The organism is Paenibacillus jiangxiensis, from assembly GCF_046098255.1.
GTDB classification, from domain to species: domain Bacteria; phylum Bacillota; class Bacilli; order Paenibacillales; family Paenibacillaceae; genus Paenibacillus; species Paenibacillus jiagnxiensis.
Genome location: NZ_JBJURI010000028.1, coordinates 13,921 through 26,266 on the forward strand (window position 1 = coordinate 13,921; position 12,346 = coordinate 26,266).

The following is a 12,346-nucleotide window of genomic DNA, read 5'->3' on the forward strand; positions in this document are numbered from 1 at the left end:
TTTTATTTTTAAAACATTTCTCCTGATCAGTCATTCGTTTTAAGTAACTTTTTCCATATCACATCGTCTAAAGCTTTGTGAAGAGCAGTCTTATTGGCATGTTAAATGAAAGGAAGAGGGGAATTATGATAAAAAGGCAAATTTTGATGGCTGCAATATTGTTAACTGGTTTGATTTCTCCATTATTGTCCGTGGATGAAGCTTATGCACAGGCGGCTGCCGCGGATACGAGCATATTCCAAACCGTCAATCTGCTGAGAACGAGTGCAAGCCATGCGGATCTCACGTACCAGCCATTGTTTGCGGCAAGACCGGAGGACCGTGAAAAATTGGCTAAAGTTAGCCGGATCATGAGTACCGTGTGGAGCAAAGGCAAGACAGAAGTAAAAGAGGAATTGGATCCCTTTGAATCCTTTTTCGAAACAGATATGCTGGTGGAATTGACGAACGGTCAATCGGTGGGACTTTATCCGGAGGGTGAAAAGAGTGTCGGCATGGTTTACGGGGGAGTGTACAAAACCCTTGAAAATCAGGAGATTCACGACCTGCTGCAAAGTCTTCTTGTCACCGGAGAGAGCATGTTCATTGGTCCGGAAAACATAAAAATTGGTGAGAAGGTTCATGTAAGAGGAGCGGATGGATGGGCTGAATACGGACAGGTGTATGTTTTCTGGTCGCCAGCTGGAGGTGGATTTTCATCCCTGGAATCTACAGATGGCTTATACTATCCAAGCCGGACGTCCTTATTAATCCATCAGGATGAGTTGCGCTTCGGGCGCTATAACTTTGAATTTATGCTTCCTGCCTACGGTAAGGCGGTGGATGGAACGATCAAGCCTGTCCTATCCGGTGCAGGGGAGTTGACGGTTAATCTAGGAGGCTCGTGGCCTGGCAGCATGATTACTGTTTCTTCCGAGCGTCCTTTATTAATTACCCTTGATGGATCTGTGCTGACGAAGCCTGATGCCCAGCCGCTGATCCGCAATAATACGACCTATCTGCCGGTCAGAGCTGTTGCAGAGCTGGTTGGGCAGGAACTGCAATGGGACGGGGCAACCAGAAGTGTTCTTATTCGCACAAGTTCAGCCGCAGTGGCGAAGAGAGCGGATGGACAAACTACTCTATGGATAGACGGCAACCCATCGGATGCAAAACCTATAAATATAAAAAATACTACCTATGTTCCACTTAGAGCAGCAGCTGAGGCGTTCGGCTTGCAGATCAGCTGGAACGCAGCAACCCGGACTGTTGAAATCCATACCGATGGTGAAGCAGGATAGTGTTTATTCAAGATAAAAACCGTTACTTGCACATAAGGCAGCTCGTAACGGTTTTTTCGTTCTGATTTTTTGAAAAAAATTTAATTTTATTTGCAGGGGAAACCTTTTCCCGCTGCGTCTAGAGTTAGAAGGCCGCAGGCCTTCGATGCGGGTCTTCGTTCAGGAAATTCCGTTCCTGTGCTCATAACGCAGACGGTAAATGTCCTTTACTTCATCGGCAAGATCGCCAAATGGCTCGTACGGGTTGGCCGTAACCATCTTGTGCAGCCGCAGAAAGCGATCTTCAGGCAACTTGCGGGCATATCTGTAAATAAAATTGGCATGTCCCACTACATATTTCTTCAAGCGTACGGCTGCACTGGCGACGGAGATCAGGATCTGCTCACCGCCGGACATGTCCAAAATCCGGTTCTCGTAGAAGGTGACGTAGCGGAGCGTTTTCTCCTTGATCAGCTCGCGCTTGATTTTGGCGATCTCGCCAATATATTCGGCTAGCAGCGGCTCAAAGCTCTTCAGCAGCAGGGCATCCAGGATCAGATCCATATCACGCCGCAACACAAAGGATTGCAGCAGCGCGATCTGCTGCAGCTTCATCCGGTCATCCCTGAGCAATACGCCGACCTCGCGCAGCATTTCGTAGCAGAGCAGCTCATCTGTCTGCCTGCGGGCAACCGCTTCGGCCCGGTTGCGGGTCAAGCATTCTTCAAGATCCTCGAAATGGTATTTGAAGAGCCGCCGCAGCTGCCGTCTCTGCTCGAAAGGCTTGATCCCGCGCTGCACTGCCCAGAGAAGTAACAGCAGCGCCAGAGAGCCTGCTGCTACGAGCAGCGTCTGCTCTGTAGAGGTGCTGAAATAAATGGCCGCTCCTGCGATCACCATGCCGATGAACAGATCTTTGCCGAAATAGCGGGAGGTTTTGCGGTTAGCCATCTCCTGTACGGGGATGAGCGTGCTTCTTTCGCAGGAGGAGCATTGATCCTCCCATAAAGCGGTGAAGCTGCCGCAGTGTTTGCAAATCCGCAGCTTTTGAAAGGCGTAACGTGTTCTGACGAACGGACGGAAGCGGACAGGCTGCTTCTGGGTCTTCATGAGTGCTCACTCCTGCGGTTCAAAGCGGCCAGCAGCTCGGTGTCGATTTGTTCGAGCGAAGGCGCCTTTTTTCTATGAAAATAGTAGTTTAGCAGCTTGATCATGACAAAAAGAAACAAAACGGCAAGACATCCGTAAGAGATCATATGCATTCCTTTCCATGAAATGGTGTCAGTTTTTTCATAATTTGCAGCATTGATTGCGCTATAATTATATCATTGCTGCTGTTTAATGGTAAAATGTCGGCTGTTTACAGAAGGCTGTCCGACAGAGGGAGGGTACTTTTCAGCTAATTTTCATCTTCATTTCATCAAAATTTAAGAGAAGCATAGTACAACTATAGAACTATGGGTAAAGGGGTACAGAGATGAGAAGTCGATTCAGGCATATAACATGCAGAATATTGTCGCTGCTGATGCTCGCAGCGGCTGTGGCAGGAGTGCTGCCTTTGAAGGCTGACGCGGCAAGCTCCGCTTCACAGGTGGATGCGGTGCTCGTGGTTGATGTCAGCAATTCCATGAATACGAGCGATCCCGACAAAATCGGCAATGAAGCCATGAAAATGTTCATAGACATGCTGTCCCAACAGGACAATAAGGTAGGAATTGTAGCCTATACGGACGTCATCCAGCGGGAGAAGGCTTTGCTGACCGTAAAATCCCAGGAAGACAAGGCCGGGCTGAAGGAATTTATTGACGGCTTGAACCGCGGCGCATATACGGATACCTCCGTCGGGATCAAAGAAGCGGTAAATCTGCTGCAGGACGGGGCGGAAGCCGGGCATGCTCCCATGATTGTGATGCTGGCTGACGGTAACAACGATTTGAATGAAAGCACAGGACGCACCGAAGCGGATTCACAGCAGGATATGCAGCAGGCGGTTGCAGAGGCGAAGAAGAGCGGCGTCCCAATCTATACGATCGGCCTGAACGCCGACGGCAAGCTCAACAAGGAGTCGCTGGCGAGCATCGCCAAAGAGACGGGCGGCAAGTCCTTCATCACCAGCAATGCGGACGATTTGCCCGGAATATTGAGCGAGATTTTCGCCAGCAATCTGGATCTGAATGTCGTTCCCCTGCAGTCCATGACCGGGAACGGACAGTACCAGGACGTAACCGTGAACGTGCCGAATGAAAATGTGCTGGAAGCCAATATTTCCATCATGTCCTCGAAGCCTGTCGATGCGCGGCTTGTAGATCCCGAGGGCAAGACAAGACAAATTCCTGCAAATGATATTTTGCTCTCGAAGTCCAAAAGCTACTCGCTCATCAAGATGCTGAAGCCGCAGGCCGGGGATTGGAAGCTGCAGGTTAAGGGTGTCAGCCAGGATAAGATCGATATTAATCTGGTATTCAACTACGATCTGGGCCTTTCCATGAACCAGATTCCCGATCAGGACTACGGGAAGGGCGACAGCATCAACATCAATGCCTACCTGACAAGCGGAGGGCAGCAGTTGCAGGACAGCTCGCTCTATGAAGGCATGAATGCGGTGCTGAACATTACGGATCTGGACACTGGCAAGACGGACAAAATGGAGCTGGACAATCAGAATGGCTCCTTCAGCGGCACCTTCAAAATTCCGGAGGACCACAATTATGAATTAAAGGTAAGGGCAGAGGACGCAAGCTTCTTCCGCGAAACCGATCCGGTGAACATCCGGGCGGGGGCGGCAGCATCAGGCAGCTCGTCTGCATCGGCCGGAGCGGGTAACAGCAGGGCTGGGTTGTGGCTTCCGGCGGTCCTGATGGGGGTTATTGTTCTTATCCTGTTAGCTGCGGCCTTTTTCATCTGGAAGTATTTCAAGAAAGCGACCAGGGGTTTTGTGGGACAAATGGTCGTGGAGGTAAGGGATGAAAATACGGGCGAGAAATCGTATCCGCAGTACAGGAAGCTGAACGGCTTCCGCGGCAAATTCAATCTGCATCAGCTGCTGCAGCTGGCTCCCGAATTCACCGGGACGGAGAAAATTGTGTTTACTCCAGGCAGCGGCGACCGTCTGACGGTACGCAGCACGGGCGATCTGACGGTGGAGAAATCCGGCAGAGCCATTGATGCAGCGCGCGGAGTCGAGCTGAAGAACGGTGACAGACTGACGATTCCCCTCGGCAGCGCAGGCAAAACGATTTTGCTTGAGTATTTGTCAGTCAACAGCTGATAAATCCATCTTTATTAAAAAAAATTTATCCAAGCAATTTATTCCATAAATATGTTCAGGGGGTAGAAGGATGAAACCAGTAGTTAGAGAGCATATCCAGCAGCTGGACGTATCGCTCGGCGGCGGTATCGTCAGCGAGAAGATCAGGGTGGACACGATCGACAATCCGATTTTGATCATCGGTCTGGGCGGCACGGGCATTGATGCCCTGCTGCGCCTGAAATACCAGATCAACCGCCGCTTTAAGCTGCCGGAAGATCCGGTATCCAAGAAAAAGTCCGACAAGCCGGACAATGTCGAATTTCTCGCTTTTGAAACCAATGAGCAGGACCGGAACAAAAAGTACAAGGGCATCGGCCTCGATCCGATTAACGAGTTCGTGCTGCTGTCCAATGCGGAGATCGGCGGTCTGCTGCAAAACCGCAGCATTCTCGAGCCGTACATAACGGAGTGGCTGTCGCCGGAGCTGAGCATTACCGACGGCATGAACGGCGCTGCCGGTGTGCGCCAGGCCGGACGGCTGCTGCTGTTCACCAAGATCAACCAGGTCGTGCAGAGCATTGACAAGAAGATTAAAACACTGTCCGTTGGCACGAACAAAAAGCTGATGGTGTTTCTGCTTTCCGGCCTGTCCGGGGGGACGGGCAGCGGCTCGTTCCTGGATATTTCATACATCGTAAGAGGCATTATCGAACGGGATCACGGCTCCGCGGGCATCGACCGGGTGAATATTCTCGGTTATCTGTTTACACCTGACGTCAATCTGGCGAACAAGAGCCTGAGCGAGCATACCCGCGAGTATATCAAGAAGAACGGGTACGCCGCACTGAAAGAGCTGGACTACTGGATGAACGTGGACAGCCGCAGCGAACGGTTCAGGCAGCAGTACGGAAATATTTTGACAGTAAACTCGCCGTTGCCGCCGTTTAATCTCTGTCACCTGATCTCGGCCACAAATACGGAAGGCAAGCTGTTGGAGAACGCCTATGATTACTGCATGAACGTGACGGCGGAAAATATTACGAACTTTATGGCCAGCGAGGAAAAGCAGTCCGGCGAGGAGTTCGCCATCCATGACTATATCAGCAATATCCGCACCAACATCGCGCAGATGAACCGGGCGTATCCTGCCAACTATGAATACAACATCATCGGCGCTTCGTCCGCTGTCCTGCCGGTGGAGGAAATGACGACATATCTCGCTTACCGTCTGTTCGGCAAGATGGAGAAAATGTTCGAGAAGGCTCCCGGCCAGGAGGAAGTGGAGAAATTTGCGCGCAAGCTGGGCGTGGATCTCGACAGCATGATCAAAAACTTCGAGTCCCGTGTTCCCGAGCCGCTTCCGGGCTATGAGAACAGCGAGCGGCTCAGCTATAGCAATGTGATCAAAATGCAGGTCGTCAACATGGACACCGAGCTGGAGCAAACCTTCCTGACCCGCGCCCGCGAGGAATACATCAAGGCGAAGAAGCAGCTGCCCGGCGAAATTGTCGGCCAGTTCACGGATCAAATCCGGCGTATGTTCCTGCATCCGGAGCAAGGGCCGTTTTATGTGTCGCGGCTTATTTATACCGAGAAAGGCTTCTGCCTGCTGAAAATGCTGCTGTCTTACATCGAGACGTTGCGTGAGAGCCTGCACCGGATTCCGCGTGATATTGAGGCCGCGCGTGAGCAGGCTGAAGACAAAATGGGCGACGCGAAAAGCGCCTTTGTCTCCAAGGACAAGAAGAAAAACGCTTATATTGAAGCCAAAATCAATGAATATTGGCTGCGCGCCGATGTGGAGCGCACGGAGCAACTGATCGAATTTTACGAGGATTTGTACGATCTGCTGAACCAGGAGAACAGCCGCATTTATAATGTTTATTCCGAGATTCTGAATGCTCTGAGCGGGATCTTCTCCAAGAACGGCGACATCCTCATTAATGGAGAGGAGCAGTCCGACCATAAGGGCAATAAAACCTACTACTGGAATTTGGTCAGCGTGCCGGATATCGCGGCGGTAGTATCCAATATGATGGAAAAACGCGACGGGGACGACCTGATCCGCGATTTCACCCAGGAGCTTCTTACACACTCCAATCAGTGGGTCAAGGAGCAGGAAATCGATATTGTCAGCTCCATCTCCGACTTTTTGACCGAAAAATTCGGCGACCTCATCACCCGTTCCATGGAAGACTTCCTGATGATGAAATACGGCCAGGACGAAGCGGTGGAGAAGTTTGTGGAGCGCCATATCGCCAGCCGTCTTGATGAAGATGCCGTTCCGGTCTTCCATCTGAGCAACAGCTCCGGCAATCTGTACTTCCCTTCCTGGGGTTTTGTGTCCGTGCCGGTGCAGGCGCCGGGCATCCTGAAGGGCATCCGCAATTATCAGAATAACGCGGTCGGCAAGTCCCATTTTACGATCAAGGAGAGCGAGGTCAAAAACCGCATCTTCTGGCTGAATACACGCAACGGGGTGCCACTGTTTGTGTACACTCCGCTTAAGGTGTATGAAGAAAGCTACGAAAAAACGATTCTCGACCGCGAGGGCATCGGACGCCATCTCGTGCAGACGGCACAGAACAACTGGACATTCCTGCCGTCGCCGATTCCGGAAAAATCGTGGGGGGACATTTACGTCAACCCGCGTGTTCAGCAGTACAATGCGCGCGTGCGGGAGGAGTTTGCCCGTGCAACCGCGGCAGGTATCATCCGTTTGAAAGGGGATGACAAGAACACAAGCAGCCGCTATGAAGTAGCGAAGACACGCCCGCTGGACCTGAACGCCATGCTTGCCCCTTACGATATGCGCCTTCAGGAAGCGAAGCCGAATCTTGGCGAAGTGAAACGTGCGTTTGATTCTCTAAAAAGGCTGCTGTCCGAGGGGCTGGAGACCGAATACGTGAAGGATATCTTTGGCAGCATCAATGAAGAGCTGGCACAGGAGAATCTGATTCGTTCCCCTGAGCTGTCGCGTGTTGTGCGCGACGAATTGGCGAAGCGCGAAAGCATTCAGGCGAAAGCAGTGGAACTGGGCGCAGTGCTGGACAAATTCCAGGACGAGGAGAAGTGGCTGGACCAGTTCATCGAAGCGCTGTATACGGGCACCATCACCAAAAAAGGAGCGCTGTATGTGTATGACCGCGATCCGGAGGAGGATGCCTGGGAGCCGTTTGCCAATGTGCTGAAAAGCCGCAGCTATGTGGAGTATGAGGTGTTCAGCAATTTCCGCGCACTGGATGAAAAACACCGTGCCGTGCTGCTGCGCAAAGCATCACGCCGTGATGCCGATATGACTTCCTCGGAGGATATAACGCCTCTCTTGGCAAAGCTCGACGAATTGGCTGCTGCATTTACAGAAGGGCGCGACCAGCTGCAGTATGAGCGGGTAGAACTCGCGAACGGCGAGGAGCTGTACGCCTTCTATAAAGAAATGGCGGGCAAGCTGAACGATATCCGCAGAAGGCTGAAGTAGGCCATGAGGGAGAAGCTGAACCAGTTTGCCGAGGCTTATGCCCGTGCGGAAGAGCAGTTTATCGGCAGTGGGGATGGGCGCAGCAGTATCCATTACCCCGCTGTGTTTCTCTTTGTCGGGGACCGCTGCGGCCCGGCCCTGAAAACGGTGATGGAAATTAACAGTCGCAAATGGGATAACAGTGCCGGGGTTGCCTACATCCATGTTGCTGCGCAGACTGATGCGCTGCATTCCACCGACGGGGTACTCGGACATGTGATTCCGCCGCTTGACGGGCTGGATGACAAGTCGGTGAGAAGCGGATTGTACCGTGCCTTTTACAGCAATGAGGAACAGCTTATACGGCTGAATGCCGTGCTGCGGCAGGCCGCCCGTCAGCTGGCGGAATACGGGAAGCTTTATTCTTCCTTTGAACGGGTGCACCTGTCCGTCATCACCTGTGCCGATGATCCGCTGAACACCGTAGTTGCCGAAGTCACGCTGCTGGCGGATTATATTCTGGGCCAATCCTTCAAGTCAGTGCAGACGGATTTATACGCCCTGGTGAAGGAAAGCCCTGAAGAGCAGTTCGGTTACAGCAGCGCCGTCAATGTGGCGTTCCTGCGTGAGCTGGAATGGATGCAGAGTCCCGGGTTTACGTTCTCCGCTCCCCTGCACTTGACGGAGGAGCGGCTCGCGATTCAGGTGCAGCATGCTTCGGCTCCGCTGTTCGATCTGGTCTACCTGCTTGCGGACAAAAACGAACGCGGCATGATCGTTCCCGATGAGCTGCGCCAGAATTGCGAAATGATTTGCCACATCCAGCTGCTCAAGAACCGCAGCAGGACAGCGGAGGAGTACAGACCGCAGGATGGCGGGTATAACAATACATCGTTCAAGAACAATATCATGACCGCCTCAGGCCGGGCCGGATATGTGTCGGCAGGCTTTTCGCGGGTGAAGAGGCCCAATGAATCCATTGCTCTGACGGTTTTGTATCATTTCTACATGCTGCTGCTGGAGCGCATGAAGAGCGGCCGGGACTGGAGCATCCGCGACAAGCTGGCGTATTTCGGCCTTGATGCCCCGGACCGGGAGGAGCTGCTCGACAGCCTGGTGCCGGAGCCGTCGGCGATCAGGGATATGACGGGCCTGATGACTTCCGGCATCGGGTACGGTGCTCTGAAGAGAATGACGCTGCAGGAGGCGGAGGAAGCGCTGTTTGGCGAGGGCTGCCGCATGTTCTTCAGGCAAAATTTTGAGGAGGCCGCAGCCGCACGGCTCCATGCTTCCGATGCGGAGGAGTGGCTGCGCAGCCGTACGTCTCTTTCCGCGGCAGGCGCGGAGGCGGGCATTTACGAGCTGCTGGAATGGACGGATGAGCAGGCTGCGGGCAGTGTGCTCGGCGCGGTGAGGAATCTGGTCCGCGATACGGCGAATGACCTCGCCGTCAGCAGTGCGGAGCTGGAAGCTCTGTATGCGGCCTCCGTCGAGGATCAGCCTTTTCAGCGGTTGCCGCTGATGGATAAGCATAATACGCGGAACCTGATCCGTTATTTAACGGAGACAGTCTACAGCCACAAGCTGCATATGCTGCGGCTTCATACAGAGCTGGAAGCCCTCCGCCGCTGCGAGGCTGCGCTGGAGCGGCTGCACAGGCAGACGAAAGCGCTGGCCGCACAGCTGGAGCAGGTGAAGGTGGAGCTGCGGACGGCTGCTGAGGACAGCATCCGGCTGGCAGATCAATATACCGGCCAGAATCTGTTCGAGTATTATGAACATGTGACTGCAGAGATCATGACAGAGATCGAGAATAAGCGGGGCAAGCAGGTGTTTTTCGAGGAGCGGTTTATGGGTTCGTCCGCGGAGCTGCTGGGCAGAGGACCGGATGGGCTGGTGGACAGACTTATCCTGACCTGTCGCAGCCTGATCCTGAGCGCGGAGCCTTTCAAACAGACGTTCGAGGAAGAGCTGCTGCGGCGCGCCAACGTCGTCTCGGATTACGAGAATCGTCAAATTGTGCCTCAGGATGAGCTGTTTAAACGCTTATACCGTACGCTTGAAGAGAATGCGGTGATCAGTGTGAGGCTGCTTGACTACACGCATGAGCACAGATACGAAGAAAGGTATTTTTTCGGTGATTATGAAGGTGAATTTCTGCCTTACGCCCTGGGTGCGGATGACTCATCCCGCCTCTACAAGACAGGCTTCGTGCATGAAAAGCGCAGCAGCGGAGTGGAGAAGCTGCAGTTGATGGGCGGTTTTCATATGGAGGATTTGATGGTGTACAGGAACGGAAAGACGTATTACGAGACGTACTCCGCGAATGGATACGAGCTGCACGGGATCACCGCGGAGCTGCTGCCTGAATTACGCTGAGCAAATACGAAGCTTGATCTAATTGAAAAGGGGTTAGGGGTATGATGCAGAGAAAAATAAATCTTCTTTTGCTGCTGTTCAGTCTGATCGGGGGAGCGGCAGGGTTTCTGATCGGTGAAATCCTTCTGCTGCGTTTTCTTGACGAGTGGCCGCATTGGCTGGTCATCGGTGTCTATTTCGGAATCATGGCATTTTGTATCGGTTTGTTCTGTCTGATCGCCGAGCTGATCAGTCCTAAGCTGAACGGGATGTCCTGGAAGCAGCGTTATGCGGGGCTGTCGTGGAAATTGCTGGTGCCTGCCACGCTCGTTCTGCTTTTTGCGGCAGGATCACTACTGGAATTAGGGTATCAAATCAATCCTGCGGGAGCCAAAAAGGTGAACGATCTGGTGCTGGTCATCGACAACTCTGGCAGCATGGCACAAAACGATCCAAACAATGATCGGATTGCCGCGGCCAAAAACATGATCGGCCAAATGGACAAGGACAAACGGGTGTCAATCATCCTGTTCGGCGACGAGCCGCAGGTGCTGCAGCCGTTCACACCGGTCGGGACGGATACCGAAAAGCAGGCCGTCTATAACAAGCTGGATCAGATTCCAAACACGGATTCGGGGACTAATATCGATCTGGCCTTGAGTGAAACGCTGCGCCAGATCGAAGCCCAGGGGGAAAACGACAATGGCGCCATGGTCATTCTGCTATCCGATGGCTACAGCGAGCTGAATACGGGCAACGCTCTTGCACCTTATATGGAGCGGAATATCGCAGTCAATACCGTGGGCCTCAGCATGACAGATGCCGGCGGGGTCGGGCTGCTGCGGACGATTGCGCAGATGACCGGCGGCACCTACTATGATGTAACGGATGCAGGCCAGCTTTCGCTCGTATTCGGTGAGATTTACAACAGTCTTGGAGACCGGACATTGCTAACGGAGCGTACCGGCATGTACGCGGACAGCACCTACCTGGCCATCTACCGTACAGTGGCTTTGGTCATGATCGGAGCGCTGATCGGGCTTGCTCTCGGACTCATGTTCGACAACCGTTATTTGGCGAGGAATTTTGCCATTGGCGGCATCCCGGCAGGACTGCTGGCAGGCCTGCTTCTGGAGAATGGGCTTCATGGCTCCATCTGGCTGGACCCTATCGTCAGGTTGCTGGCGGCACTGCTGCTGGCAGGCATTATCGCCCTCTTTTCCTTTGTGCTGCCGATTCGCGATCATGGCAAATCATCCGGCGGCACCGGCCGCGGAGTGTCAACTCGTCCGGGCAGAGGCGGGGAAGGGTTCGACCATGAGCGCCGCAACAGCAGCAGCAAAGGATTTTAAGGACGGAAACGGGGGCATAAACAATGCACTATAGAGAAGCTCAGCCAGGCATGCCCGCCATATCCGAGCTGTCCTGCAGGCTGGTTGACAACCAGGTGGTGCTCCGCTGGCGCTGGCCTGAAGGCGTGCAGGCGGTATACATTGAAAAGCGGGACGCGGAGACGGCGGAAGGCTCTCCTCCTTCGGCGGAAGGGGGGCTGAGGCTGTTTACCCGTGAAGAATATAAAGCGGCGGGCAGCTACCGGGATCGGATTGAAGGCATCGGCCGTCTTCGCTATACGGTATACGCCAGCATGACAGAAGACGGGCAGATGGTGCTTGTTCGGCAGGGCGACGGCCGCAACAGTGCGGAAATCAGTACAGGCAAAGCCAGGATCCGCTACACGGTGGATCACAAGAAAGGCCTGTTCACCCGCCGTAAGACGGTCCGGATCACTGTCACTGCCGAAATTCCGGTTCCCCAGGAGGCGCTCTGCTACGTGAAGAAGGAGGGCGGTTATCCGCTAGACAAGGAGGACGGAACCGTTTATCCATTCACGAGACCGTTTGCGGCCGGCAGAAACGTGCTGCCACCCATTGAGGTGGGGGCCAGCGAATATGTACGTGTTTTTTTCACTGACGGCCGCAAGTATGGGAGCACGTTCGAGCTGATTCCTGAATGAGAGGAGAG

The 12,346-nt window shown here is 53.4% G+C and carries 8 protein-coding genes; 6 read left to right on the forward strand and 2 right to left on the reverse strand.

What is annotated here, in order from left to right:
- Positions 1-125: 125 nt before the first annotated feature.
- A complete protein-coding gene (locus tag ACI1P2_RS23495) occupies positions 126-1,280 on the forward strand; it encodes a copper amine oxidase N-terminal domain-containing protein (protein ID WP_408976321.1) in 1,155 nt (384 codons plus the stop codon).
- Between the two features lie 159 nt (positions 1,281-1,439).
- On the opposite strand, the gene ACI1P2_RS23500 is transcribed toward ACI1P2_RS23495, so the two are convergent.
- Together ACI1P2_RS23500 and ACI1P2_RS23505 are read right to left on the reverse strand one after the other, a co-directional pair.
- Positions 1,440-2,369, reverse strand: a complete 930-nt coding sequence (locus ACI1P2_RS23500) for a hypothetical protein (protein WP_355323293.1) — start codon at positions 2,367-2,369, stop codon at positions 1,440-1,442.
- Positions 2,366-2,515, reverse strand: coding sequence for a hypothetical protein (locus tag ACI1P2_RS23505; protein WP_355323296.1), 150 nt, complete (start codon positions 2,513-2,515; stop codon positions 2,366-2,368). The genes ACI1P2_RS23500 and ACI1P2_RS23505 overlap by 4 nt, the downstream gene beginning before the upstream one ends.
- Before the next feature lie 221 nt (positions 2,516-2,736).
- Here ACI1P2_RS23505 and ACI1P2_RS23510 point away from each other — a divergent pair, with 221 nt between their 5' ends.
- From ACI1P2_RS23510 to ACI1P2_RS23530, 5 genes are all read left to right on the forward strand, one after another.
- Positions 2,737-4,527, forward strand: a complete 1,791-nt coding sequence (locus tag ACI1P2_RS23510) for a vWA domain-containing protein (protein WP_408976322.1) — start codon at positions 2,737-2,739, stop codon at positions 4,525-4,527.
- A 70-nt stretch (positions 4,528-4,597) separates the two neighbouring features.
- Positions 4,598-7,987, forward strand: a complete 3,390-nt coding sequence (locus ACI1P2_RS23515) for a tubulin-like doman-containing protein (protein WP_355323299.1) — start codon at positions 4,598-4,600, stop codon at positions 7,985-7,987.
- A gap of 3 nt (positions 7,988-7,990) precedes the next feature.
- Positions 7,991-10,345 carry a transcription initiation factor TFIID gene (locus tag ACI1P2_RS23520; protein ID WP_355323302.1) on the forward strand — a complete coding sequence of 785 codons (2,355 nt, stop codon included), beginning with the start codon at positions 7,991-7,993 and terminating at the stop codon, positions 10,343-10,345.
- Between the two features lie 41 nt (positions 10,346-10,386).
- Positions 10,387-11,676 carry a vWA domain-containing protein gene (locus ACI1P2_RS23525; RefSeq protein WP_355323305.1) on the forward strand — a complete coding sequence of 430 codons (1,290 nt, stop codon included), beginning with the start codon at positions 10,387-10,389 and terminating at the stop codon, positions 11,674-11,676.
- A 23-nt stretch (positions 11,677-11,699) separates the two neighbouring features.
- The gene (locus ACI1P2_RS23530; RefSeq protein ID WP_355323308.1) at positions 11,700-12,338 is read left to right on the forward strand and encodes a beta-mannanase; all 639 of its coding nucleotides are present in this window, start codon (positions 11,700-11,702) and stop codon (positions 12,336-12,338) included.
- Positions 12,339-12,346 lie beyond the last annotated feature (8 nt).

Excerpts from the sequence above, each read along its gene's own strand:
- ACI1P2_RS23495 (WP_408976321.1), top strand. The coding sequence starts at position 126 with ATGATAAAAAGGCAAATTTTGATGGCTGCAATATTGTTAACTGGTTTG.
- ACI1P2_RS23500 (WP_355323293.1), bottom strand. The coding sequence starts at position 2,369 with ATGAAGACCCAGAAGCAGCCTGTCCGCTTCCGTCCGTTCGTCAGAACA.
- ACI1P2_RS23505 (WP_355323296.1), bottom strand. The coding sequence starts at position 2,515 with ATGATCTCTTACGGATGTCTTGCCGTTTTGTTTCTTTTTGTCATGATC.
- ACI1P2_RS23510 (WP_408976322.1), top strand. The coding sequence starts at position 2,737 with ATGAGAAGTCGATTCAGGCATATAACATGCAGAATATTGTCGCTGCTG.
- ACI1P2_RS23515 (WP_355323299.1), top strand. The coding sequence starts at position 4,598 with ATGAAACCAGTAGTTAGAGAGCATATCCAGCAGCTGGACGTATCGCTC.
- ACI1P2_RS23520 (WP_355323302.1), top strand. The coding sequence starts at position 7,991 with ATGAGGGAGAAGCTGAACCAGTTTGCCGAGGCTTATGCCCGTGCGGAA.
- ACI1P2_RS23525 (WP_355323305.1), top strand. The coding sequence starts at position 10,387 with ATGATGCAGAGAAAAATAAATCTTCTTTTGCTGCTGTTCAGTCTGATC.
- ACI1P2_RS23530 (WP_355323308.1), top strand. The coding sequence starts at position 11,700 with ATGCACTATAGAGAAGCTCAGCCAGGCATGCCCGCCATATCCGAGCTG.